The organism is Arthrobacter sp. DMZ02-1R, from assembly GCF_057747935.1.
In genome coordinates this window covers 485,817-507,836 of record NZ_CM173230.1, presented here as the reverse complement: position 1 = coordinate 507,836, position 22,020 = coordinate 485,817, and the positions used below count along the sequence as shown (strand labels likewise).

The following is a 22,020-nucleotide window of genomic DNA, read 5'->3' as shown; positions in this document are numbered from 1 at the left end:
TCGCGTCTCGTCGGGAGGCCGTGGAACAGTGTTCGAGCGCACCGGATAATGCCCGTGCCCGTATCCTTCGTTCCTGTCATCTTCCTGGAGCGGCGCCGCTGACGCTTACGCCCGATCCTTCGCCAGACTGTGCGCCGGAACCGTCGAACCCATGCTTGAGGCATTGACCGGGCGGGCGAGACCCGGTGAACGCCTCCTCGACGCCGGCACAGGCACCGGAACCGCGGCCGCAGCGGCGGCACGCCGTGGCTTCGCGGTCGACGGCGTTGACTCCTCCCAGGACATGCTCGCCTACGCCGGCCGGGCACACCCGGAACTTACCTTCGTGGCAGGCGAACTGCCGAACCTGCCCTATCCGGACGGCACCTTCGACGCGGGCACAGCCAACTTCGTCATCAACCCCACGAAGGACCCGCGCGCTTCGGTCCGGGAGCTTGCCCGCGTCCTTGCTCCGGGTGCGCCTGCCGCGATCACGATCTGGCCCGCCTCCGTCAGCCCGATGAACGCGCTCTGGAACGAGGTGATCGACCAGTCGAACGCCCGCAGGACTGAGGGGGTGCGGTTGCCGCCGGAGAAGGACTTCGAGCGGAGCGTGACCGGGCTTGACGGGCTCATGACCGAGTGCGGCTTCGTATCAATTGTCGCAGGCGAGCTATCCTGGTCCTTCGACATCACACCCGAAGATCTCTGGCGACCCGTGGCCGCCGGCATCGCGGTCATCGGTGCGACCTACCAAGCCCAAAGCCGTGTCACCAGGCAACGCATGACAGAGACCTTCTACCGCCTCGCCGGGGAGCTCACGACCGGAGGCGAACTACACCTGCCCTCGGAGGCCATCCTCGCCGTGGCAGAACGTCCCGCATAGGGTTGGCCGTTCCGTAAACGGGACGGCCAACCCGCCATTCCCAACTGTGCTCGAACACTCACCCTGCCGAGCGGGCTAGTGCATCGCTTTGGCCAAAGCATCCTTGAAACGCCGGGTGGCCTGATCGATCGTGCCTTCAAGAATGGATGGTTCTGTGTGTAGTCCGAGGATGAGCTCGTCCATCTCGCGCAGCCCAGCACGCTCCAGGAGCCGCTTCTCATTGGTGACCCACTCGCCGCGAGCAGCAAGTACGGCGTGTGCGGCCATCGCGCCGGATATGGCAAGGGCACCGGCGATCTCTGTGAGCTTGCCGGTGCCGGCGTATGCGTTGCGCGCGTAGCCGAGCGTCATGTGTGCCCGATCAGTCCACACAGCAGGGGCGGTATCTCGCAGGAGTTGCGGGTAGTCCGGGCGCGGCAGGGCGCCGTGGAGGACGCGGTTCATGGCGAGTTCGGCGACGATGAGGTAGCTCGGGATCCCTGCCAGATGGAACATAAGCGGCTCAATATGGAAGCGGCCCCGGCGGGCCTCGGCCAGCTCGTGCTCGACAACGTCGAGGTTCCGGTAGTGGACGTCGACCCGGCGGCCATCGATGTCCAGCCATGCCCCGCCGTTGAAGATCCCGCCACCCCAGCCGCCGATCTCGGAGACCGTTCCTGGCCAGCCAACTGCTCTCAGATCATCTGGGTCGAAACGTTCCCGGTAGTACAGTGCGAAGTCCCAGTCGCTCGACGGGCCGTTGGTGCCCGTTGCACGTGATCCGCCGAGCGATACCGCAAGCACCCCGGGAAGAGCGGCGAGGCGATCGGCCACATGATCAACGAACAATGAATCGTCCACGGGGGTACCTGTCATTCAAGGGGCATAAAGAAGCAACAGTACGCGCCGCCAAACCTGCACGCCTCCGCCACGGGTCAAACGGGACGCCGCATGTCTTTGGCTACGGCGTCCGGTCAGGGATCCTGTACCGGACGGCTGGAAGAAGCAGGCCAGTGGGAGTTCAGTCGATCGGGGTTGGGGTTCCGGGGTCGTCTTCCAGTAGGGCTTGGTAATCGGCCCGAGACTGCAGGATGCAGAACTGGTTGCCGCCGGGGTCGGCCATGACGACCCATCCTTCGCGGCCGGTCTGCCCGACGTCGGCTCGTGTGGCTCCGAGTTGGAGGGCGCGGTCGACGCAGCCTTTCTGGTCTTCGGCGCGGAGGTCCAGGTGGATCGTCCCGTGTCCGGCAGGGTGGTCAGAGGGTTGGATCAGGAGTGTTGGCCCATCGTCACCGACCAGCAGGACCGAGTTGCTGTGGTTCGGCGCGATGCGGTAGCCGAGCAGATCGCGCCAGAACCGGGCGACCTCTTTCGGGCGATGCGTCTTGAGGGTGACCGTGGCGATGCTGACGTCAGACATGGACCGATTCTTCCGCAGTGTCGGCCAGGCAGCGGGTTCCCACACCGTCTCCTCAGTTGATGAGGAGGCATCCGGTGAGGGATCCTCTAGCGTGCATCCGGGTCCATTGCGAGGATGGCTTCGACCTCGCCCTGGACGCGGTCGTGGTCGAAGGACCGGAAGCCAAGTCCGTCAGCGATACGCCCGCCAAGCATGGCGAACAAAGCGATCGAAGCGCGCAGGGCCTTGGCCGAGTCCACAGCGTCGAAATGCCCCCAGCACTGTTCAAGCGCTTGCTGCACGTCAACGTCCATCCATTCCCGCATGCGGGATCCCAGGAAGCGCACGTCATAGTCGAGTCCCTGGCGCACGTGATGGTCCCACTCGATGAAGGTCAGCAGTGATGCTTTCAGGTCTCTGTCTCGAATCTTGCTTGACCATGGTTCGTCCCGGATGATTGCCTTCGCGCACATCAGTGCGGCCGCGTACCCCCAGTTCAGTCGCTCTTGAAATGCCGCTTCACCGGGCAATGAAGCCCCCGCCGCAGCCACGTGCAGTGAGCCGGAAAGACCGTCCTTGTCCACGAGGACGGTGAAAGGCCGCTCACGGCGGATCGTCGGCAGCGCCTCAGCCCCGATGACGGTCAGGTCCAACTTGCCGCCGGTGTAGTACACCAAACGGGCCGGGTGCCAGCCGGGCGTCGCCAGGCGTTCGACAACAAGCACGTCCCCGAGTTGATCCCACCAGGAATCATCGGCAAGGAGCGGCGCCGGGTCCGTGGCGTAGATCTCGATGTCGCGATCCGACAGCGGGTGCGTCTCATGGCCGGCAGCGGAACCAGTCATCAGCATCGCGCGCACGTTCTCGCTGTCCCGCGCCCATGCGGTCAGCGTGCCGAGTGCCTTGTCGTACTCCATGCCTGCAGTTTTCCACAGAGTGCGGCACGCAGCAGCGGCCGGCACCCGCGCAGGATCGCCGATTGGTCCCACAGCTGTCTCGCCGGGATGGCCGCGGGAGAACGGTCCCGATTCCAAGAGACTGCGACTCCTGGCCTTCGTGATCAAACGCCTCCTGCCGGGGGGTGCCTGGAACTATTTCAGGGTCCTTTGGCCGATTGCGGCCGTCGCGGCGATGATGAGTGCGGCGATCGCTGCGCAGGTAAAGCCTGCGGCGGCACCCCGGGAGTCGATGACTGGTCCAGACAGGGCAGCGCCGGCGGCGATACCTGCGGCGCTGGCGGAGTTCATCCAGGTGAAGGCCTGGGTCAACATCCGCGGTTGCATTTTCCGTTCGGTCAGTACCGAGGACAGCACCATCATCGGAGCGATCGCCGCACCGGCCAGGACCAGGAGTACGGCCAGAAACCAGGCCGCGTCCGCCATGACGAGGAGGGCCGTTGCGGCCGCAAAGTAGGCCGCGATTCCCAACAAGAGGCGCTCGGGTGGACACTTCCACCGTCCGGCGCCGTAAGCGAGCCCGCCGAGCAGGCTCGCCACGCTCATCACGCCATAGAGCACGCCTCCTAGCTGTGGGGCTGCATGCTCAACGGTAAACGCGGTCACCGACAGCTGCATGGAGCCGAAGAACAGTCCCAAGCCGATATTCACCACCAACAAGATGAAGAAGGCCCGCACCATGATTCCCTTGTCGACGACCTTCGCCAACGGCTGCGCGCCGAAAGGCGGCGCAGTGCCGGGTTGGGCCGCAAGGACGAGCCCCCCGATGACGATAAGCGCGGTCGCGCAGACGAACCCGGCGATCGGATGGACAAACGCGCTTAGCAGACCAACCAAAGCGGGTCCGGCAAGGAAAGCGACATCGTTCGCCACCGCTTCCAAGGAGAATGCCGCTGTCAACCGCGACCCGTCCAGGAGATGGCTCCACCGGGCCGCTGACAGGGCGCCCAACTGCGGGACAGAGGCGCCGGCAGCGACAGCCGCCAAACACGTGCCGATCAATGGCGCATCCAGAACCAGCGAAGCAAGCAATGCAGCAGCGGCAAGGCCATGCACTAGGAGCAGCGGTGGCAGCAGCCGGCTCTGCCCGCGTTGGTCCATGTGCCGGGCGATCTGTGGTCCCATGAGCGCCTCGCTGATGGCGAACGCGCCGGTGATCAGGCCCGCGGGGGCAAATGAACCGGTGTAATGCTGGACGAGCCAAAGGATCCCCAGCCCTGCCATGGAAATACCAAGCCGGCCAATTCCCACGGCGAAGAAGAACTTTGAAGCACCCTGGGTGTGAAGCACGTCCTTGTATCGCTGAAGGCCACGTAACTTCGCAGAAAGGGGCTGATTGGATCGATCGCCAGTGATTGGCACGGTACAGAGTCCTGTTTGGTGCGGCCGGGGTGAGTCAATCGCCAGAAACGTCGGGTCTGGAAGTCGATTGGTCACCTGCAGGGTCCGTAGGAGGCGTGCCCGTCATGGGCAAACCACCCCTGCATCGCCGCGCAAGATTGGCTGAATCAGAATCAACCTTGGGCAATGCTCCATGCCCCGGATGCGTATGTCAATGGCCACGGCGCCCTGTGCCTGCCCGAAATGGCTGAGCCGCCCGGAGTCGATCGTTCTTGGCGGCCCCCCGCGGAAACCGGGCACTCGTCTGCGATGCTGTTCAGCATGACGATCACCTTTGAATGGCGCGGAGCGATTCGGAACGAAGAAATCAACCAGCTGCACGCAGAGGGCTTCGATCACGCATATGTTGAAGATGACTGGACTGATGTGCTCTCGCGCCTGAGTCTGGGATGGGTGACAGCGCGCGATGAGAAGGGCCTTGTGGGCTTCGTCAACGTGATCTGGGACGGTCAGGTGCACGCGTTCATCGAAGACACCTTGGTGGCAGACCGGGCCCGCCGTGAGGGCATTGGGAAAAGACTCATCGCCGTAGCCACGGAGCAATCCAAGAAGGCCGGGTGCGAGTGGCTTCATGTTGACTTCGACGATCACCTGAAGAGCTTCTACTTCGATGCATGCGGTTTCCGTCCCACCAATGCCGGGCTAATCCAACTGCGATAGCTGGCACAGACATCAGGAACCGCCAACTGAAGCTGCGACCACCTCCTATAGTGTTCAGGTGCGTCCTTCGATCGAAACCCAAGCCGAATTCCGTGCCGCCGGGACCCTGTTAAAGCTGGCTGGTGGCCGGGGAACAGCCTGGAGAAGCGGCGATGTGACGCTGAAACCTCTTGATGTGCTTCCCGAAGAGCTGCTCTGGTTGGACGACGTCGCGCGTAAACACAGCGCCGGAAGTGAGCTGCGCCTGAGCCTTCCGATCAGAAGCCGGTCAGGCAAATTGATCGTTGACGGCTGGACGGCTTTCCCCTACCTCACCGGTGAACATCAACCCGGCAGATGGTTGGAACTCGCGAAAATTGCTCATCAGTTCGCCACGGTCTTCTCTGACGTTGAGCGCCCGGCCTTTATCGATAAGCGGACTCACCCCTGGGCCAAAGCTGACCGCTTCGCCTGGGGCGAAGACAATGGTGGTCTGCCGATCGCTGCTCCTCATGTTGAAGACCTGGTGAGCGCGCGGCGGGAGGTGTTCGATCCGGCTGGCATCATTCACGGCGATCTCACCGGAAACATCTTGTTCGATCCCGCTCTTCCACCGGCCGTTATAGATTTGACCGTCTATTGGCGTCCGGTGAACTACTCAGTTGCCGTGATCGCAACTGACGCGGCCTGCTTCGAGGGCGCGCCGCTTTCGCTCTTCGAAACTATCAGCCCGGCCAGGGATTTTCCGCAATACCTCGTCCGCGCTTTGCTGTTCCGGATCGTGGCAGACTACCTCAACGGCACGCCCGTGTCTGAATACGGCGCATACGACAGTGCCGTCGGGCGTATCCTTGAACTCGCCCAGGTCAAAAACCCGGTTGATCGACGACCCTAGGCGGCCGAACCGGCGGTCCATCCGATAAGCGGCAAAAGGTCAGCGGCAATGTCCTGGACGCTGCGGTTGTCCGTGGGGACTCGATGCACCCACTGTGGTGTTCGGAGCTCAAGCTCCCGTGCGGCGGTGTTCCCGCGGTCAAGATGCTCCTGCAAGTCGCTGCCTTGGGTGCGCCCGCGCAGGCGCGCCGAGGCGGTCTCATCGGTGGCGGTCAGCAGGACGGCCGTAATTCTGGGTTCGTCCCCCATGGCGGCCGACAGCTCCTTGGTGAATCGGACGCTGACCGTATTCGTGTAGATCATCCGCTGGTAGCCAAGAGCCCGGTAGTTCGCCCAGACAGCGGCCAGGTTCCGTTCGGCCAGATGATGCTCCCACGGGCGGGGGAAGGCCAGGTCGAGGGTGTCGCCTTCGATCACACAATGTTTGACTTTCAGAGCGGCCAGCCGGGCATGGAGTTCAAACGCCACGGAACTCTTCCCGACACCCGACCGGCCACCCACGAAAAGAACTTCACTCTGCATGTTCATCCCTCGAGTATTGTGCAAGTTGCGGCCTGGCCCACGGTCGCGGCCTAGGAAGGGGAAACGCGACCCCCGCACGCGTATTCTGAAAACATGCTGCTGCTCGTGGACTTGGACAACACGTTGGTCGACCGGGCATCCGCGTTTGATTGCTGGGCCACTGATTTCGTCCGGTCACTTGGGGGATCCGATTCGGAGGCTGCATGGCTTGTTGCGGCTGACCGTGACGGCTACGAACCACGGGAATCCTTGGCCCACGCCGTCAAGGAACGATTCGACACTGACCTGGGCGTCGAGGCTCTCGTGAAAGCACTCCTCTACGACCACGTGGACTTGATGACCATAGACCCGACGACGACGGGCGCTCTCCGGGATGCCCGCAACTCGGGCTGGAAAATAGGTGTCGTCACCAATGGGACAACGGCGCAGCAGACCCTCAAGATCCAAACAGTCGGGCTTGAACCATACCTGGATACCGTCGTTATTTCCGAGGCAGAACACGTAAAGAAGCCGGACCCCGTGATATTCCATCGTGCCGCGCACCGCCTCGGTGCCGAACTCGCTGGGGGCTGGATGGTTGGCGATCACCCGGTCGCAGACATCGCCGGTGGCCGCGGGGCTGGCCTGAAAACTGGCTGGGTCTCCCGCGGCAAGGAATGGCCCGGCGAGATGACAGCCCCGGACCTCTCCGCGGCCACAGCCGCAGAGGTGATCGACGCCGTCGTTCTGTTAGACGCCCAGCAGGTTCGAGGCTCGACACCTCCCGACCGGTAAGTTGAGCGCGGTGCGAGAGTCGCGCTTCGAAAAAGCATTCGACTACCGAAACGCGCTTCCTTGGCTCAGCCGGGCCACGACCGTAATCGACGCCACCCATCTCGCGCCTACAGAGGTCGCGTTTTCCATCGCGAACTCTGTAAATGGCAAAGTGCGGGACTTATTGAGACCTCCCACGCACTATGAGATGAGTTGATGGACCGCAGCAAGTAACAACGGCTTGTCTTCCGCCAGCGACCTTGTACTGATGTGCGCTTCGTCGGGCTCGGGGTGGCTCGAAGCTTTCCGGGTGCTTGGCCATAACTTCGTCGATGACGTCGTTGCGGTTCTCTTGTTCGCGGTTGCTCAGCAGACGCTCGCGCGTGATGTGCTCGGGGGCATCTACGTAAACAAGCGCGAAGGCCGAGCCTGCGTTCGCTGCCAGGGTGCGCCAGTTATCGCGCAGAAAACGGGGCGAGCTTGTGTCGTCCACCACGACGCGTCGGCCCCGCTCCAAGGCTGCGGAGACTCGACGGGTAGCTTCCTCGTTGGTCCGGATCCATTCTTCGACGGGGATTCCTTGGCCGCCGAGGAGGCCGCGTTCTTCCTTGATCTGCTGGGCCAAACCAGGCCACCGGATGTGATCCCGAGGACTTCACCGACACCCAAGCCATCGCCACAGCGCCGGGGGTCGGTCGCCAGCAGCAGCAACGATCCCGCTGTTGGCATCTGTGTCAGCTGGGTGCTTGCCGGAGCAGTTCCTTCTTGGCGGCGTCGAGACCGGTGATGGTGACGTTCCAGTCGGGGCGCTTGAACTCGGCCGGCGTTACTCTGACTTCCTGCTCTTCCGTCAACTCTCCCGGCCGGGCCACCACGCGCTTGATCCCGGTGAAGGTGTACCCAAGGCTGCGCGACACGCCCAGAGAGGAGTGGTTCCAGACCGCAGCACCGGATTCAGCCACCTCTGCCCCGAGGTGATCGAACGCAAAAAGCAGGACAGCCGCACGCATTTCCTTTCCCAGCCCTTGCCCGTGATGTTGGCGGGAGATCCAGGAACCTGTGGCCACGGTTTTCCTGACCGAGAAATCATGGGTGCTGACGGATTGGGTGCCGATCGGGACACCTTCGTGTTTGACGACGAAGTTCAACGTCCAGTTATCCGGCGCAACACCTGCCCGGAGATGCCATTGGTGCTTGACCGTGTTGCGGATGAGCTCTTCGCGTGGCGCGTCCGTCCAGGGAACGGCGAAGGGCATGACGGCCGGGTCGTGGATTCCGCTCAGCGCGGCTTCCACGATCCCGGGCAGATCCTCGTCCCGTACCGGCCGAAGTTCCAGCCGCGGGCTGCTGATTGCCAAATCAAAGAGTGGCCACACATCGGTTAGTCCAAGCATCCGCCGAATCTACACTTCCGCGACTCGCGGGACCAAGTAAGTCCTGCGGGACAGCGGAGGAGATCCCGGCACGGGGTGGCGGATAGCCGGTACCGGGATCAGACCTGCCGTTCGGGCAGAGGCCACGCAAAAGACTAGAGTTCAGAAAGCCGATCGAATTGATCGAAGGACTCCTGTTGCAATGACCGTTTGAATCCGCCGATCCCTCAACGGCACCCCTGTGTCCAGTACGTCTCGCGTGGAGAACGGGAACGCGAGGCGGGTTCCCGACCTGGGGACCGGGGGCGGGGAGCGCGTTCTGCGGTTGTTGTCGCAACTGACCGACGGTCCGCGGCCGCACCTGACCGCTACGGAGGGATGGAAACCTAACGTCCTGGTAGCGCGCAGGAATCTCGCCACGATCGGGGTCGATGTGGTTGAGTACGACGCTGACGCGGGAGACACACTGCTGTTCGGACGATGACTCTCTTGAGCTCGTCATGTGCCGCCACGAGGCGTTCGACGCCCCCGAGGTCGCCCGGGTTCTAGCCCCCGGTGGGGTACTCCTTAGTCAGCAGGTCGACGCACGGGACGCGCAGGAGCTGCGTGACTGGTTCGGCGGCGAGCCGCAGTACCCGAAAGTGCGTCTGGGCGTAGAGCGAGAGGCTTTCGCGGGGGCCGGTCTCGTCGTCGACGTAGCCGAAGAATGGTCAGGCTTTAGGAGTTCGCCGACCTGGAGGCTCTCGTGACCTATCTGGCCCTGGTCCCCTGGACTATCCCAAACTTCCGCATCGACGACCACCCCGAGACACTCCGAGAACTGGAGCTTGGCGGCCGGCTCCGGGTCACCCAACGACGCTACCGCCTCTACGGACACAAGCCCTTGGACGTGTCTCCTAAAGCGGCCAGCCAGATGCTGGCTGCTCGGCGAACGGCTCCGCAGCGGTAGGTGTGTGCGAGTTTGTCGTCGCGGGCGGCCAGGCCTCTCCATTGCTTGAATGTATTGAAGTTTCGTTCGGCGGCGTTCCGGCCTTGTAGTCCTCTTGTCAAAGAGCGGAGGCCTGCCGCCGACCGGCCCGCATCGTTTCGGATGGTCGACAAGTTTGTCCGTACAGATAGTCTTGACTGATGGGGAGCATCCTTATGATCAGTGGCAGCGTTCGCGATGGTTCGGTCAACTCGGCGGTGATTGCGACAGCGGCCGAATTGTTGCCTTACGGTATGACGGCCGTTGTGTATGACGGTCTCGGGGACCTTCCGCACTTCAACCCAGACTCGGATCGGGACCCGTTGCCTCGCAACGTTTCTGAGCTGCGGCGTCTGATTGAGGGTTCTTCCGCGTTGTTTTTCAGCACCCCTGAGTACGCCGGTGCGATGCCGGGTGCGTTAAAGAACCTCTTGGAGTGGACCGTTGGCGGCGTGGAAATTACAGGAAAGCCCGCCGGCTGGATCAACCCGTCTTCGATGCTCAACCGTGCCGCGGGCACATATGCCTCTTTGCGGATCGCGCTGGACTACACCGGCGCGAATGTTGTTGAACAGGCTTGCGCCGATGTTCCCGTGCCACGGGCACTCATCGGCGAAGATGGAATCGTGCACGACAAGGAAGTCCGTTCGACGATCTCACGGACAATGTGCGCGCTCCTAGGGGCCGTCGAATAGAGCCAATCCTTGAACCGTGGTGTTGCCAACGGCGGGACGATGAACTGTGGGATCAGCGCGAGATACATGACAGCCGCCTTCGGGTTGAGCAGGTTCGTTGCCAGGCCCACCCAGAAGAGTTTCGCTGGCCGGTCCCGGAACAGCTCGTGAACCTCGACCACGCCGCGACCGCCTGGCTTGAGCGCCTGCTGAGGATTCCAGTCGTGATGTCCTCATGGTGGTGTAATGGCCCTATGCATCTAACCCTTACGGCGAATACGCGATGGTTGGCTGGGGCCGCCGCTGCCGGCCCGGATCTGAACCCCTCAACCCAGCGTGCTCGCCGTCAACCCACTAGACCGTGGCGCCCAACGGTTGCCAGGCCCCGCCGGCGCCGGCAGTGTCCGCGCCGGCCTCAAAGAACAGTGCGATGGTGACCGCGCCGGGATCGAGCACCCCCCGCGCGAGTTCGCCTACGTAGGTGGCCCTGCCGCGGGCGGCGATGAGGTCGGCAGTGGACTCGGCACCGGCCCGGGCAGCCAGGGCTGCTTCCAGGAGCGCCTCGCCCAGCGTACTGCCGCACTCGGCGCCCACGGTGAGGGCAACGGATGCTGGTTCCAGTGCGTCGATCATTGTGTTGTCACCGACCCGGGCGCCGCCGAGTTTCTGGATGGTCGACAGGCCCGCGGCGATGCCTTGGGCGATGTCAGTGACGGCTGCTGCGTCATTAATGGTGCATTTGGCGATGTCGCGGAACCACATCCCGAACAGCGGTCCGCTGGTGCCGCCGGTGGCCATGAAACCACGGCTTGCGGCTTCAAACACGGTGGCGCAGGTCGCTTCCGTGGCGGGCGGCAAATGCGCTTGTGTGCGTTCCAGGGCGGAGGCGATGTTCACGCCGAAGTCGCCATCACCGGCGAGGCGGTCCAGCTCTGTCAGGTATGCCTGAGTCGAGGCAAATCGTTCGCTAAACGCGGTGAACCACGCCAGTGCAGTGCTGCCGTCAATGAGGTTGGTCATTGTGTTTCCTTCGGTTTGTTGTGTTGTTACCAAGTGAGGGCCGGTGTGCGGACCGCGTCGTCCCACAGGCTGATCAGCTCGTCATCGGCGACCGTCAGGGTGACGGAGAGCCCGTGCATATTCAGGGAAGACACGTACGTGCCGACCAAGGAACGCGCGATGCTGATGCCACGACCGTTCAGAAGGTTGTGTACGTTGCGGGCTGCGATGGATAGCTCGAGCGGGTAGGCCCCGCCGAGGCCGTTCACGATTGCAATCACCGACTGGCCACGCTTGACCTGCAGGCTGGAAACCAGCGGGGTCACGAGCTGTTCGACCAGGTCGTCGGCGGGTGCATAGGCGATGCGGCCGGTGCCGCGTTCGCCGTGGATGCCCACACCGTATTCCACCTCGTGTGGTTCCAGCTCAAACGCCGCAGCGGACTCCCCGGGGTGCGCACCCGCATCCAGGGCGATCGCCAGGCTGCGGGAACGCGCTACGACGTCGCGGCCGCGTGTGGCGATCGTGGAAACACCGGCGCCCCGCTCGGCAAGGGCGCCGCATACCTTCTCGACCGTGACTACTGCGGCGGTGCCGCGGCGTCCGGGGCCGTCGTTGCCGTTGTCGGAGGCGAGGTCGTCGTCAACCAGGACCTGCTCTACAGGGACGCCGTCGTCATCGGCCAGGGATGCGGCGATCTGGAAATTGAGTACGTCACCGGTGTAGTTCTTGACGATCTGCACTACACCTGCGCCGGTATTGGCGAGTTTGGTGCCCGCATGCACTTGATCTGCGGTGGGGCTGGCAAACACTGCGCCGCAGACGGCGACGTCGAGCATGCCGCTCCCGACGAATCCGGCGTGCAGCGGCTCGTGGCCGGAGCCTCCGCCTGAGACAAGTCCGGCCTTGCCGGGTGTCAGGGTTTTGCGGGAGATCAGGTTGTGTTCATTGTTGAACGTCACCAGCTCCGGGTAGGTGAGGGCGAAACCGTCGAGGGCTTCGTCGATCACGCGGTGGGGGTTGTTGATGATGTGTCGGCGCACGGTTGTGGGCATGGAAGTACTCCGGTTCTTGTTTTAGGTCAGTGGAAGGAGACGGAAAGGGATAGGAAAGGCTAGGAAAGCTCGCCGAACCCTTTGAGGACGAGCTGCTTTACGGCGTTCACGGCCCGACTGGCGTCGGGGCCGTTGGCATCAATGCGGAGCTGATCGTTCTTGCTCGCTGCGAGGGACAGCAGACCGATCACACTGGATGCGCTGACCGGTCCTCGCCCGGCGGTGGTGTTTGTCAGTTCGATGTCGGCACTGAACTCCCCGGCCGTCTGCACGAGTAGTGCTGCCGGGCGGGTGTGCAGGCCCATCGGATTGATTAGACGTTCCTCTGCGCTGGCGGCGGGGTTCTTTGGATCGGTGTTTTCCGGGACTGAAGCGCCCGGTCCGGCGACAGTCTGCGTCCTCTTTGCGTTGAGGGCGTTGCTCGCTTCAGCGGCCACGTCGGCCAGCGAACTGCCTGCCGTTGCGCCGACCACGGCCGCCGTAGTTGCTTCGACGAAGGGGCCGTCGCTGATCAAGGCCTGGTGGGTGCTGCTGCGGATCTCCAAGGCCAGGGATGCGCTGAGGATCGCTGATCCCAGGTCGGTGATAACGAGCACGCCCTCCGTAGTGGCGAGGTCATCGATTGCGGCCGCGATTGCTGTTGCGTCGGTGCCGAATCCTCCGGCAGCGCCCGCGGCGATCCGGATGGGAGGTTGCGCGCCGTGAACCATTTGCAGGGCGAGCTCCATCGCAGCGTTTGCGAGGGCTTCACTGTGTGAGACGAGTACGATGCCGATCATGTGGTTCCTTCCCCGATGGTGGCAGCCAGCGCTGCAACCAGGATGGCTGCTGACGCGGCTCCGGGATCGATGTGTCCGGCGCTGCGCTCACCGAGGTAGGACGCCCGTCCTTTGCGTGCGACGAGCGGTTTGGTGGAGTCCCGGCCGGTCGTCGCCGCAGTGGCGGCATCCGCAATTGAGCCCTGCAGTTGCCGGCCGTCAGCCAGGGACTGGGACAGCGCCGCGACGGCCGGTTCGAGGGCATCAATCATGGTCTTGTCGCCAACTGTTGCGTGCCCTCGTGCAATGACACCGTTCACGCCCGCATGCAGCGCGTTCTCCAATTCAGATCCGTTCAATTGCACGTCTGAGGGGCTGTTTCGGCCCATTTCAAGGAAGAAGGTGCCGTACAGGGACCCGCTGGCTCCGCCGACGGTGGACACCAGGGTCATGCCGACGGCCTTGAGCAGTTCCTGTACGGTGCCTGTCGTCCCGCCATCGAGCTTGGCGACCACTGCGGCTGTGCCGCGGACCATGTTGGTCCCGTGGTCGGCATCTCCAATCGCCGAGTCCAGCTCGGTCAACCAGTCTGCCTGTGTCGTGATTTCGGACGCGAAGCGGTGCAGCCACTGCTGTAGCGCATCAATCGTGAGTGTGTCTGGCATGTCAATCGTTCCAGCGGAGGGCGGGGGTATTCACCGGCGCGTCCCAAAGGTCGAGAATTTCGTTGTCTGCACCGACCAGAGTCAGGGAGCAGCCCTGCATGTCGAGGCTGGTGACGTAATTGCCGACCAATGAACGGGCTATCGTGATGTTGCGCTCGTTGAGGCGATCGGAGACCTCGGCGAACATTGCGTAGAGTTCGATCAGCGGGGTTCCTCCCAGGCCGGTCAGCAGAGCGATGACCGGTTTGCCGCTGAAGTCATAGTCGCTGGTGATCGACTCGACCAACGCGTGGGACAGTTCCGCGGCCGACATCAGCGGTACGCGCTTTCGTCCTGGCTCGCCGTGGATGCCGACGCCGAGTTCCATTTCGTCCTCGGGGAGATCGAAGCTGGGCCTACCGACGGCGGGAACCGTGCAGCTGGTAAGCGCCGCTCCCATGGAACGTCCGGCGTCGGCGATCCGTTTGGCGACTACATGCACCTTCTCAAGCGACCAGCCGCGGGCCGCGGCGGCGCCGGCAACCTTTTCCAGTATCAGCGTGGTGCCGACACCGCGCCGGCCCGCTGTCCAGGTGGAGTCCTCAACTGCGACGTCGTCGGCGACGACAACCGAGGCGACCTCGATTCCCTGCTCCCGGGCGAGTTCGGCGGCCATTTCAAAGTTGAGCAGGTCGCCGGTGTAGTTTTTGACCACGAAGAGCACGCCCGCCCCCGTGTTCACCCTAGTGGCGGCGGCCAGAATCTGGTCTGGAGTCGGTGATGTGAAGATCTCACCGGCGCACGCGGCATCCAGCATTCCTGCGCCGACGAACCCGCTGTGCAGCGGTTCATGGCCCGAGCCACCCCCGGAGACTAGTGCGACGCGTCCCTCCCGTGGTGCGGTGCTGAGAACGATGCGGTTCTCGAAGTCCACTGACAGTTGGCCATGCGCGGCGGCGACACCGCGCAGTGCGTCCGCCAGCAGGGTCTGCGGGGAGTTGATCAGCTTCTTCATGCCCGGGTTTCCTGTTCGGTCAGAGCAGCGGTGAGCGAGGTGCGGTCAGCTTGCGTGCGCGAGATGAGCCCAAACAATGCTCCCGCGGCGATGCCCGCTGCAAGTTCTGCGGCAACATAAACAGGCCATTGCTCCCAGTGAACGGTTCCGCCCAGCAGGAACTGGACGAGCATCGGCCCGGTGGTCCTGGCGGGGTTGATCGATGCCCCCGTGGCGGGCGCGACGGGGATGATTGCGGCGAACACGATGAATCCGATGACAATCCCGGCAAAGCCCGGTGCTGCCTTGCGGTGGATCACGCCGAACACGGTGAAGACGAGCAGGAAAGTACCGATGAACTCAGCGGTGAAGGCCTGCCAGACGGGGATCTCGCCATAGGCGGCCACTCCGAGGCCCAGTTCGCTGGCGCGCTGGCCGAGCACGCCGATGATGGCGAATGAGCCTGCAACGGCGCCGAATACCTGGGCTGCGAGGTATCCCGGCACATCGCGCCACGGGAACTTTCCCGTTGCGGCAAGCGCCACTGTCACAGCTGGGTTGATGTGATTTCCGGATATGTAACCGAAGACGTAGACGGTGCCAATGACAACTGCGCCAAACGACAGCGAGATGACGCCCAGCTCGGAGCCGGTGAACGGCGCATTGCCGCGGGCCATGGCGAGGGCGGGCACGGATCCTACGCCTACGAAGACGAGGAACGCGGTCCCCAGGAACTCGGCAGCAAGCCGCTGCCACATGCGGTTTTCGTCCATAACGAAGTTCTCCTTTGAACGGCGGGGTTATATTAGACGACGAGTAGATTCGACATTGTCGACTCCAGTTCGTTAATATCGAATCATGCCGTTTAGGGTTCCCGACTGTCAAGGGGCTAAATTAACTTGTTGGCCCGACAAGGCAACCGATGATGCGAGAGTGGTGGAGCTGTGATCCAGTCGATTGACCGAGCGGCCAAAATCCTCGGGCTCCTCCAAGGCGCCAGGCGCCTCGGAATCTCCGAACTGGCCGCCGCATTGGAGCTTCCGCCTTCCACAGTCCACGGACTCGTGAAATCGCTACAGGCACACGGGCTGGTCGCCCAGGAAAGCTCCGGAAACCGCTACATGCTCGGGCCTGCGCTGCTGAAACTTTCGAGCGTCTACCTCGACACCCTTGACGTCCGGGCTCGCGCGATGCGGTGGATGCACGAGTTGTCACGACGGACCGGTTACGCGACGCGACTGGGTGTGAACCTTCTCGGCGAGGTTTTGATCATTCATCACGACCGCCGCCCCGACGGCACAGAGCAAATGCCGGAAACGGGACTCAACCTGCCCGCCCACGCCTCTGCTCTCGGAAAAGTACTACTCGCCTTCAACCCCGAGCTCGAAAATGACGTGCTCAGCAAGCCGCTGGCCGAATTTACCGGCGAAACGATTACCAACCCCGCCGTCCTCCGATCCCAGCTTGAGGAAGTGCGCAAGAACGCGCTCGGGTTGGAATACGAGGAAGCGGTGATTGGCGAGGCCTCCATCGCGGCCCCCGTCTACGATGAAAGCGGGACCGTCGTCGCCGTTTTGTCTGTAGTGCTCTCCGCGAGCGAGTGGCCGGCAAGCGAGGCCACGGTCCGCGAACTCCGCGACGCCGCGTGGACAATTTCACGGGAGCTCGGAGCTTCCGTATGGTCCTCCCAAGGTGCCCGCTAAGCTGGCGCCCGGGCAGACGGCCGCGGAGGAACCCACGACGGTTGAAGCTGCCCGCTCTTTGCGCACCGTCAGGGCACCGGATACCATGTGAGACGTGTCACCGAAAGGCGGCACGTGCTTATGATCTGCGGCGGGAGAGCCCTGCCGGTACGTTTTAGCAGGCGCCGTAGGAGCAAATCCTCCCCAGGAATCTCTCAGGCCCATGTACCGCCGCGGCAAGGCAACTCTGGAAAGCAGCCCGGGCAACCGGACTCACCGACGGTGCAAGCGTCCAGCCGCGAAGGCGGGTGGCGCGGAAACTCTCAGGTCCAATACAGAGCGGGGAGGAACCGAATCATCGTGGCGCGTCCGCGCCACCTGAATTATGGAGTTCCTCATGACCCTGGCACCTGAAGGCCGTAAGCTGCTGCGCGTTGAACAACGCAACAAAGCCGTCCCGGTCGAACGCAAGCCCGAGTGGATCAAGGCCAAGGTCCAGATGGGCCCGGAATTCGTGGGCCTGAAGAACCTCGTGAAAAAGGAAGGCCTGCACACCGTCTGCGAGGAAGCCGGCTGCCCGAACATCTTCGAGTGCTGGGAAGACAAGGAAGCAACCTTCCTGATCGGCGGCTCCGAATGCACCCGCCGCTGCGACTTCTGCCAGATCGACACCGGCAAACCCTCCCCCGTGGACATGTTCGAACCCACCAAGGTCGCCCGCTCCGTCCAGGCCATGGCCCTGCGTTACGCCACCGTCACCGGCGTCGCCCGGGACGACCTCGCCGACGAGGGCGTCTGGCTCTACGCCGAGACCGTGCGCAAGATCCACGAACTGAACCCGGGCACCGGGGTGGAACTGCTCATCCCGGACTTCTCCGGCAAACCCGAACACATCAGTGCGATCTGCGACTCCGCCCCCGAGGTCTTCGCGCACAACGTCGAGACCGTGCCCCGGATCTTCAAGCGCATCCGCCCCGCGTTCCGCTACGACCGCTCCCTGGACGTCATCACCCAGGGCCGGGACGCCGGCATGGTCACCAAATCCAACCTGATCCTGGGCATGGGCGAAACCCGGGCCGAAATCTCCGAAGCCCTGGCCGACCTGCACGCCGCGGGCTGTGACCTGATCACCATCACCCAGTACCTGCGCCCCTCCGAACGGCACCTGCCCGTGGACCGCTGGGTCAAACCCCAGGAATTCGTCGAGCTCGCCGCCGAAGCCGAGGACATCGGCTTCCTCGGGGTCATGTCCGGACCCCTGGTCCGCTCCTCCTACCGCGCCGGACGCCTCTGGGCCACCGCGATGCGCAAAAAAGGCCGCGACATCCCCGCCCACCTGGCCCACATCGCCGGCGGCATCCAGGACTCCGGCACCACCCGCCAGGAAGCCAGCACCCTCCTCGCACACCACGCGACGGCCTGATCCGTAAGGACTCCAGCATGCTCCCCACCCGGATTGAAATCATTCCCTCGGACGGAATCGTCGAGAAGGTCCAGGCCACGGTGCCTGTATCCACAACACTCACCGTTACCTGCTTGCCCCATCACGGCGTCAAGCGAACCATGGAGGCTTCCCTCAAACTCAGCTTCCTCGGCTACAACGTGATTCCGCACCTCTCGGCACGCGGGCTGGAGGACCGGGGGCAGCTTTCCGGCATCCTCCGGGACTGCGAAGCTGCGGGGATCACCGAGGTCTTCGCCATTGGTGGAGACGGACCGCGGGGTCCTGGCCCCTACGAATCGTGCCTTCACCTCTTGGAGGACATCGCCGAATACTCCGGCGGCGGGATCTCCGCGGGCATCGCCGGCTACCCCGAAGGTCATCCTTCCGTGGGCGGGCTGGACCTCTTGGATGCCCTGTTGGCAAAACAGCATCTGGCCAAGCACGTTGTCACGCAGATGTGCTTCTCCGCACCCAGGGTCTTGGATTACACAGCGCTCCTGCGTCGCGAAGGGGTGGAACTGCCGGTGTGGGCCGGAGTGGCCGGGGCGGTTCCCCGGACCAGGCTGCTGGCCCTGGCAACCCAGATCGGCGTCGGGACGTCCCTGAAGTTCCTCAGCAGCAAGGGAACTCTCGCCCGCCGGCTCCTCAGCGGCGACAAGTACTCACCGGAGAGCCTCGTCTCCGAACTCATGGCGCACCCGGACAGCGTCGCGGGAATCCATCTCTACAGCTTCAACAGGCTGGACAGGCCCACGTGGGAGCCAATGGGCCTGCCCGATCCTGCGGCCAACGAACCAGCCTCCGCCTAGACGGCGGGCTGCCGTGACTGGTTCCGGGGACCCCTAGCTCCCCGGGACCGAAATCACCGCGACCGTCTTCTGGGCATCGTCCCGCAGTTCCACGCCCGAGATCCCGGCGAGCTGGACCGGCGTCGCGCCCGTCACCTTGATGCGTCCGCTGGACGTCGCGGTCCAACCGCACGCCAATTCCTCGTTGCCGTCGCGGCCCTTGACCCACAGGTACATGGTGCCTTGCAGCGGCATGCTGCGGCCTTCCAGCTGCAGCTCGGTCCCCCACGATTTCCTGACGAGCCCCACGGTGAGTTGCAGGCCGTTGTCCGTTTGCACCGAGTAGCTGGCGTCAGGCTTGGGCGGCTGGTTCAGCAGCGGCCCGGCCAGGACTCCCAGCCCGAGGCAAGCGGCGGCCACGGCACTCACCAGAGCCGTCCACCGGCGTCGGGACTTCCGGCGTCGCGCTGCCATTTTCAGGAGGATCGGCTGCGGGAGCGTTTCCGAAAAGGCCCCCAAAAGTGAGCGAGCGTCGGAAGTGGATTCGACGGCGGGGCGTCCGACCGCGAAAGGCGCAGCGGATTGCGCCGCGGCAAGGCGCTCGACGGCGGGGCGCCCGCCGGCTAGCGCGACGGCGTCGGGCACGGGGACGGCGTCGAGAAGGGCCGGGAGGCTTTCCAATTCGCCAAGCTCGCGCCGACAATCAGCGCAGAATTCCAGGTGCTCCTCAAAGGCCCGGGCCTCGTCCGGCTCCAAGCCGCCAAGCAGGTAGGCGCCCAGCAATTGGTGAAGTCCTGTTTCGTTCACCGCTGCACCCCCATTTCGTCCAGAATCGTGCGAAGCGCCCTGACGGCGTAGAAGGCCCGGGATTTTACGGTTCCGCTGGGGATGTTGAGCCTCAGCGCGGCCTCGTTCACTGTGAACCGTTCGTAATGCAGAGCTATCAGGACCTCCCGGTGCTCGGTACTAAGCCGCAAGAGGGCTTCTTCCATGAGGACCCGGTTGAGGAGTTCGTCAACGCGTTCGGTGGCTTCCTCCGGGTCCGCTATGTCGCGTTCGGCAGCCTCGGCCGGCCGCCGCTGGGCCTTCCGATAATTGTCGATGATGACGTTGCGGGCCGTGCGGAACAAATAGCTGCGCAGGCTCCCGGTGATCTGGGGGGCGTGCTGCCATACCCGAAGAATGGTTTCCTGCACCACATCTTCAGCCAGATGTGCGTCCGGCGTGCAGCTCAGCACGAAGCGGCGCAGGGCGGTGCCGTGGTCGCGGTAGATCGCGGCCACGACGTCCTCGTCGAGCGGCATCGGCGCCTCCTGTCTGCTTCGGCTTCCCCTTCTCCTGCGATACGACGTGCCCGGCACGAGAATGGTTCAGCCCGTTGAACCATTCTTCACCTCACGTCGTCGTACGGGTTAGTTTCCGGCACGTCGACGGCCGGTCCAAGCAAAGGAGCACGCCATGAAGAAGCAACTCGGCACCGGTCTGGGCGTCCTCGCACTGGCCATAGTCCTTAGTGCCTGCGGAGGCAGCCCCGGGACTTCTACAACTTCCTCAAGCCCGGCGAGCTCAAGCGCCGCAGCGCCGAGCCCGACGGCGACCAGTCCGGCACCGTCGTCGAGCGCTTCCGCTGAGGCTTATGACCTGGAGGTTGCAACGTCGAGCGCCGGCAAGATTGTGGTGGGCGCCAACGGCAGGAGCGTGTACTTCTTCACCAAGGACGTCAAGGATTCGGGCAAGAGCGCCTGCACCGGAGGCTGCGCCGCCTCGTGGCCGGCCGTGACAACGACGTCGAGCAAGCCGACGGCTGAGGACGTGAGTGGAACCCTCGGCACCATCCCCACGGCAGACGGCAAGATGCAGATCACCATCAACGGAATGCCCATTTACTACTTCGGGCAAGACAAGGCCGCCGGTGACATGAAGGGCCAGGGCGTCGGCGGTGTCTGGTTCCTGGTCAGCCCGTCCGGTTCCACGATCACAGGAAGCGGAATGGCCTACTGAAACCCTCGCTCACCTTTACGCACCAAACAGCAAACGCTCCTTCAGATCTGTCCGGCCGGGCCGGCAGATCTGAAGGAGCGTTTGCCTTGGAAGGCTCAAAGGTGAGCGAGCGTTTGCCTTGGAAGGCTCAAAGGTGAGCGAGCGTCTTTAGGCGTCTTCGAACTCGACGGCCGCGATGATTTCCTTCGTCTCCGGGTGGATCATGAAAGCTTCGTCGTCCTCTTCGATCATGACGTAGTTGCCGTGGTCTGTGGCGAAGTGCCAGGCGAGGATCGTCTCGCCGTCGTGCTTGTAGTTGGGATCGCCCATGGTGATCTTCTCCAGCTCGTAGCCGGCGACGTCGCACAGTTCACGGATGATGAGCTCGAATTCCGGGGCATTTTCGAGCTCGGCTTCGGCGGCCTCTGCCTGGCGCTCTTCGAGGTTCGGAATGAGGGCGACGCGCTCGGCGATGTGGGCCTTGCGCTGCTCTTCGTCCAGGTAGAGGACGCCATCCTGGCTGCGGAGCCACGCTGCGTTGAGTTCGATGATGTCCTCGGTCTCCAGGAGGGATTCGAATTCACCGTCGAGGGCTTCGAGTTCTGCCACGGCTTCCGCTGCCACTTCCGACTCGTCAAGGTCGCCGTCCAGGTATGCCTCGGCGTCGTCCTCGGACAGGGCGTCGAATGCTGCTGCGGTGCGGTTGAACAGCTCAAGGTGGCCGGTGGCGCCCATGGCTTCGAGGCCTTCGCGGACAAACGTGTCCACTTCTTCGCGCTCCGGGACGGTGAATACGTACTGGGCGAAGCCGCCGGCCAGTGCCTGCGTCAGGTAGTAGTCCACAAAGTAGCTGCGCAGAGCGTTGGTAGCGATTTCCTCATGGTTGAGGAGCTCCTCGTACATCTCGTTGACCACGGTGACGTTCGCGTCCACAACGTCTGCGTTGGCGGCCTCGATGCTGTCCTTCGTCAGAATGACGGGGTTCTCAATGCTGGTCATGGGATTTCCTCACTGCTAGGAAGCTTGTGCTGCTCCGGACCCTTTCAACGTACGCGGGGGCGGTAGTCAGGCAGGCTAGGCCGAGGTGAACGTCCGGCAAAGTTTCAGCGCCGCTCGGTGGGCCCACGCCGCCCGGGTTCCCTGGCTGAGCGGAGCGAAGTCAGGGAGGCGGCTTGGGCCCACGTCGCCCGGGTTCCCTGGCTGAGCGGAGCGAAGTCAGGGAGGCGGCTTGGGCCCACGCCGCCCGGGTTCCCT

26 protein-coding genes and 2 riboswitches are annotated in these 22,020 nt (G+C 63.6%); of the genes, 10 read left to right on the top strand and 16 right to left on the bottom strand.

The annotated features are described in order from the left end of the window. Positions 1–151 precede the first annotated feature (151 nt). Positions 152–865: a class I SAM-dependent methyltransferase gene (locus AC3ANQ_RS02340; RefSeq protein ID WP_488303628.1), complete on the top strand. Its 714-nt coding sequence runs from the start codon at positions 152–154 to the stop codon at positions 863–865. 75 nt (positions 866–940) lie between these two features. Here AC3ANQ_RS02340 and AC3ANQ_RS02335 read toward each other — a convergent pair whose 3' ends face one another. The 4 genes from AC3ANQ_RS02335 to AC3ANQ_RS02320 all read right to left on the bottom strand — a co-directional run bounded on the left by AC3ANQ_RS02335 (position 941) and on the right by AC3ANQ_RS02320 (position 4,489). Then, entirely contained in the window at positions 941–1,720 is a 780-nt protein-coding gene (locus AC3ANQ_RS02335; RefSeq protein ID WP_488303627.1) for a nucleotidyltransferase domain-containing protein, read from the bottom strand. A 145-nt stretch (positions 1,721–1,865) separates the two neighbouring features. Beyond that, positions 1,866–2,264 (bottom strand): VOC family protein, encoded by a 399-nt coding sequence (locus tag AC3ANQ_RS02330; RefSeq protein ID WP_488303626.1) that lies wholly within the window; start codon positions 2,262–2,264, stop codon positions 1,866–1,868. Positions 2,265–2,350: 86 nt separating this feature from the next. Then, positions 2,351–3,160, bottom strand: a complete 810-nt coding sequence (locus tag AC3ANQ_RS02325) for an aminoglycoside 6-adenylyltransferase (RefSeq protein WP_488303625.1) — start codon at positions 3,158–3,160, stop codon at positions 2,351–2,353. A 174-nt stretch (positions 3,161–3,334) separates the two neighbouring features. Further along, positions 3,335–4,489, bottom strand: a complete 1,155-nt coding sequence (locus AC3ANQ_RS02320; RefSeq protein WP_488303624.1) for an MFS transporter — start codon at positions 4,487–4,489, stop codon at positions 3,335–3,337. Between the two features lie 372 nt (positions 4,490–4,861). On the opposite strand from AC3ANQ_RS02320, the gene AC3ANQ_RS02315 reads away from it, so the two are divergent. Both AC3ANQ_RS02315 and AC3ANQ_RS02310 read left to right on the top strand, forming a co-directional pair. After that, complete coding sequence (locus AC3ANQ_RS02315) at positions 4,862–5,260, top strand: GNAT family N-acetyltransferase (RefSeq protein ID WP_488303623.1); 399 nt, start codon at positions 4,862–4,864, stop codon at positions 5,258–5,260. A gap of 58 nt (positions 5,261–5,318) precedes the next feature. Next, complete coding sequence (locus AC3ANQ_RS02310; protein ID WP_488303622.1) at positions 5,319–6,134, top strand: hypothetical protein; 816 nt, start codon at positions 5,319–5,321, stop codon at positions 6,132–6,134. Here the strand turns inward: AC3ANQ_RS02310 and AC3ANQ_RS02305 are convergent. Further along, complete coding sequence (locus tag AC3ANQ_RS02305; RefSeq protein WP_488303621.1) at positions 6,131–6,661, bottom strand: ATPase; 531 nt, start codon at positions 6,659–6,661, stop codon at positions 6,131–6,133. The genes AC3ANQ_RS02310 and AC3ANQ_RS02305 overlap by 4 nt on opposite strands. 87 nt (positions 6,662–6,748) lie before the next feature. Between AC3ANQ_RS02305 and AC3ANQ_RS02300 the strand changes: the two genes are divergently transcribed. Continuing rightward, positions 6,749–7,429 carry an HAD family hydrolase gene (locus tag AC3ANQ_RS02300; protein WP_488303620.1) on the top strand — a complete coding sequence of 227 codons (681 nt, stop codon included), beginning with the start codon at positions 6,749–6,751 and terminating at the stop codon, positions 7,427–7,429. 160 nt (positions 7,430–7,589) lie between these two features. Here AC3ANQ_RS02300 and AC3ANQ_RS02295 read toward each other — a convergent pair whose 3' ends face one another. Both AC3ANQ_RS02295 and AC3ANQ_RS02290 read right to left on the bottom strand, forming a co-directional pair. Next, positions 7,590–8,033, bottom strand: coding sequence for a P-loop nucleotide/nucleoside kinase family protein (locus AC3ANQ_RS02295; RefSeq protein WP_488303619.1), 444 nt, complete (start codon positions 8,031–8,033; stop codon positions 7,590–7,592). Positions 8,034–8,142: 109 nt separating this feature from the next. Then, the gene (locus tag AC3ANQ_RS02290; protein ID WP_488303618.1) at positions 8,143–8,802 is read right to left on the bottom strand and encodes a GNAT family N-acetyltransferase; all 660 of its coding nucleotides are present in this window, start codon (positions 8,800–8,802) and stop codon (positions 8,143–8,145) included. A gap of 724 nt (positions 8,803–9,526) precedes the next feature. On the opposite strand from AC3ANQ_RS02290, the gene AC3ANQ_RS02285 reads away from it, so the two are divergent. Continuing rightward, complete coding sequence (locus tag AC3ANQ_RS02285) at positions 9,527–9,730, top strand: hypothetical protein (protein ID WP_488303617.1); 204 nt, start codon at positions 9,527–9,529, stop codon at positions 9,728–9,730. Between the two features lie 179 nt (positions 9,731–9,909). After that, on the top strand, positions 9,910–10,443 hold the full coding sequence (locus tag AC3ANQ_RS02280) for an NADPH-dependent FMN reductase (protein ID WP_488303616.1): 534 nt from the start codon (positions 9,910–9,912) through the stop codon (positions 10,441–10,443). 333 nt (positions 10,444–10,776) lie between these two features. On the opposite strand, the gene dhaL (AC3ANQ_RS02275) is transcribed toward AC3ANQ_RS02280, so the two are convergent. From dhaL (AC3ANQ_RS02275) to AC3ANQ_RS02250, 6 genes are read right to left on the bottom strand one after another with little or no spacing between them, the layout of a single operon-like run. Continuing rightward, positions 10,777–11,442, bottom strand: a complete 666-nt coding sequence (gene dhaL / locus AC3ANQ_RS02275) for a dihydroxyacetone kinase subunit DhaL (RefSeq protein ID WP_488303615.1) — start codon at positions 11,440–11,442, stop codon at positions 10,777–10,779. A 26-nt stretch (positions 11,443–11,468) separates the two neighbouring features. After that, the gene (locus tag AC3ANQ_RS02270; protein WP_488303614.1) at positions 11,469–12,476 is read right to left on the bottom strand and encodes a dihydroxyacetone kinase subunit DhaK; all 1,008 of its coding nucleotides are present in this window, start codon (positions 12,474–12,476) and stop codon (positions 11,469–11,471) included. A gap of 59 nt (positions 12,477–12,535) precedes the next feature. Continuing rightward, entirely contained in the window at positions 12,536–13,255 is a 720-nt protein-coding gene (locus AC3ANQ_RS02265) for an HPr family phosphocarrier protein (protein WP_488303613.1), read from the bottom strand. Next, the gene (gene dhaL / locus AC3ANQ_RS02260; RefSeq protein ID WP_488303612.1) at positions 13,252–13,899 is read right to left on the bottom strand and encodes a dihydroxyacetone kinase subunit DhaL; all 648 of its coding nucleotides are present in this window, start codon (positions 13,897–13,899) and stop codon (positions 13,252–13,254) included. The genes AC3ANQ_RS02265 and dhaL (AC3ANQ_RS02260) overlap by 4 nt, the downstream gene beginning before the upstream one ends. Position 13,900: 1 nt before the next feature. Beyond that, positions 13,901–14,893: a dihydroxyacetone kinase subunit DhaK gene (dhaK, locus tag AC3ANQ_RS02255; RefSeq protein WP_488303611.1), complete on the bottom strand. Its 993-nt coding sequence runs from the start codon at positions 14,891–14,893 to the stop codon at positions 13,901–13,903. Further along, entirely contained in the window at positions 14,890–15,645 is a 756-nt protein-coding gene (locus AC3ANQ_RS02250) for an MIP/aquaporin family protein (protein ID WP_488303610.1), read from the bottom strand. Before AC3ANQ_RS02250 ends, dhaK begins: the two co-directional genes overlap by 4 nt. Before the next feature lie 171 nt (positions 15,646–15,816). Here AC3ANQ_RS02250 and AC3ANQ_RS02245 point away from each other — a divergent pair, with 171 nt between their 5' ends. From AC3ANQ_RS02245 to AC3ANQ_RS02235, 3 genes are all read left to right on the top strand, one after another. Next, a complete protein-coding gene (locus AC3ANQ_RS02245) occupies positions 15,817–16,575 on the top strand; it encodes an IclR family transcriptional regulator (RefSeq protein ID WP_488303609.1) in 759 nt (252 codons plus the stop codon). Between the two features lie 121 nt (positions 16,576–16,696). After that, positions 16,697–16,795: riboswitch (glycine riboswitch) on the top strand. Position 16,796: 1 nt separating this feature from the next. Beyond that, a riboswitch (glycine riboswitch) is annotated at positions 16,797–16,902 on the top strand. A gap of 49 nt (positions 16,903–16,951) precedes the next feature. After that, a complete protein-coding gene (lipA, locus tag AC3ANQ_RS02240) occupies positions 16,952–17,977 on the top strand; it encodes a lipoyl synthase (RefSeq protein ID WP_488303608.1) in 1,026 nt (341 codons plus the stop codon). 17 nt (positions 17,978–17,994) lie between these two features. Next, a complete protein-coding gene (locus AC3ANQ_RS02235; protein WP_488303607.1) occupies positions 17,995–18,807 on the top strand; it encodes a methylenetetrahydrofolate reductase in 813 nt (270 codons plus the stop codon). A gap of 33 nt (positions 18,808–18,840) precedes the next feature. Here the strand turns inward: AC3ANQ_RS02235 and AC3ANQ_RS02230 are convergent, their stop codons facing one another. Beyond that, positions 18,841–19,593 carry an anti-sigma factor gene (locus tag AC3ANQ_RS02230; RefSeq protein ID WP_488303606.1) on the bottom strand — a complete coding sequence of 251 codons (753 nt, stop codon included), beginning with the start codon at positions 19,591–19,593 and terminating at the stop codon, positions 18,841–18,843. Continuing rightward, positions 19,590–20,090: a sigma-70 family RNA polymerase sigma factor gene (locus AC3ANQ_RS02225; protein WP_488303605.1), complete on the bottom strand. Its 501-nt coding sequence runs from the start codon at positions 20,088–20,090 to the stop codon at positions 19,590–19,592. Before AC3ANQ_RS02225 ends, AC3ANQ_RS02230 begins: the two co-directional genes overlap by 4 nt. A 154-nt stretch (positions 20,091–20,244) precedes the next feature. Between AC3ANQ_RS02225 and AC3ANQ_RS02220 the strand changes: the two genes are divergently transcribed. Continuing rightward, a complete protein-coding gene (locus tag AC3ANQ_RS02220; protein WP_488303604.1) occupies positions 20,245–20,787 on the top strand; it encodes a COG4315 family predicted lipoprotein in 543 nt (180 codons plus the stop codon). A 147-nt stretch (positions 20,788–20,934) separates the two neighbouring features. On the opposite strand, the gene AC3ANQ_RS02215 is transcribed toward AC3ANQ_RS02220, so the two are convergent. Further along, positions 20,935–21,765, bottom strand: coding sequence for a DMP19 family protein (locus tag AC3ANQ_RS02215; RefSeq protein ID WP_488303603.1), 831 nt, complete (start codon positions 21,763–21,765; stop codon positions 20,935–20,937). Positions 21,766–22,020: the final 255 nt, after the last annotated feature.

Excerpts from the sequence above, each read along its gene's own strand:
- AC3ANQ_RS02300 (WP_488303620.1), top strand. The coding sequence starts at position 6,749 with ATGCTGCTGCTCGTGGACTTGGACAACACGTTGGTCGACCGGGCATCC.
- AC3ANQ_RS02220 (WP_488303604.1), top strand. The coding sequence starts at position 20,245 with ATGAAGAAGCAACTCGGCACCGGTCTGGGCGTCCTCGCACTGGCCATA.
- AC3ANQ_RS02315 (WP_488303623.1), top strand. The coding sequence starts at position 4,862 with ATGACGATCACCTTTGAATGGCGCGGAGCGATTCGGAACGAAGAAATC.
- AC3ANQ_RS02305 (WP_488303621.1), bottom strand. The coding sequence starts at position 6,661 with ATGAACATGCAGAGTGAAGTTCTTTTCGTGGGTGGCCGGTCGGGTGTC.
- AC3ANQ_RS02290 (WP_488303618.1), bottom strand. The coding sequence starts at position 8,802 with ATGCTTGGACTAACCGATGTGTGGCCACTCTTTGATTTGGCAATCAGC.
- AC3ANQ_RS02235 (WP_488303607.1), top strand. The coding sequence starts at position 17,995 with ATGCTCCCCACCCGGATTGAAATCATTCCCTCGGACGGAATCGTCGAG.
- dhaL (WP_488303612.1), bottom strand. The coding sequence starts at position 13,899 with ATGCCAGACACACTCACGATTGATGCGCTACAGCAGTGGCTGCACCGC.
- AC3ANQ_RS02330 (WP_488303626.1), bottom strand. The coding sequence starts at position 2,264 with ATGTCTGACGTCAGCATCGCCACGGTCACCCTCAAGACGCATCGCCCG.
- AC3ANQ_RS02280 (WP_488303616.1), top strand. The coding sequence starts at position 9,910 with ATGGGGAGCATCCTTATGATCAGTGGCAGCGTTCGCGATGGTTCGGTC.
- dhaL (WP_488303615.1), bottom strand. The coding sequence starts at position 11,442 with ATGACCAACCTCATTGACGGCAGCACTGCACTGGCGTGGTTCACCGCG.
- AC3ANQ_RS02215 (WP_488303603.1), bottom strand. The coding sequence starts at position 21,765 with ATGACCAGCATTGAGAACCCCGTCATTCTGACGAAGGACAGCATCGAG.
- dhaK (WP_488303611.1), bottom strand. The coding sequence starts at position 14,893 with ATGAAGAAGCTGATCAACTCCCCGCAGACCCTGCTGGCGGACGCACTG.
- AC3ANQ_RS02225 (WP_488303605.1), bottom strand. The coding sequence starts at position 20,090 with ATGCCGCTCGACGAGGACGTCGTGGCCGCGATCTACCGCGACCACGGC.
- lipA (WP_488303608.1), top strand. The coding sequence starts at position 16,952 with ATGACCCTGGCACCTGAAGGCCGTAAGCTGCTGCGCGTTGAACAACGC.
- AC3ANQ_RS02340 (WP_488303628.1), top strand. The coding sequence starts at position 152 with ATGCTTGAGGCATTGACCGGGCGGGCGAGACCCGGTGAACGCCTCCTC.
- AC3ANQ_RS02325 (WP_488303625.1), bottom strand. The coding sequence starts at position 3,160 with ATGGAGTACGACAAGGCACTCGGCACGCTGACCGCATGGGCGCGGGAC.
- AC3ANQ_RS02335 (WP_488303627.1), bottom strand. The coding sequence starts at position 1,720 with ATGACAGGTACCCCCGTGGACGATTCATTGTTCGTTGATCATGTGGCC.
- AC3ANQ_RS02265 (WP_488303613.1), bottom strand. The coding sequence starts at position 13,255 with ATGATCGGCATCGTACTCGTCTCACACAGTGAAGCCCTCGCAAACGCT.
- AC3ANQ_RS02250 (WP_488303610.1), bottom strand. The coding sequence starts at position 15,645 with ATGGACGAAAACCGCATGTGGCAGCGGCTTGCTGCCGAGTTCCTGGGG.
- AC3ANQ_RS02270 (WP_488303614.1), bottom strand. The coding sequence starts at position 12,476 with ATGCCCACAACCGTGCGCCGACACATCATCAACAACCCCCACCGCGTG.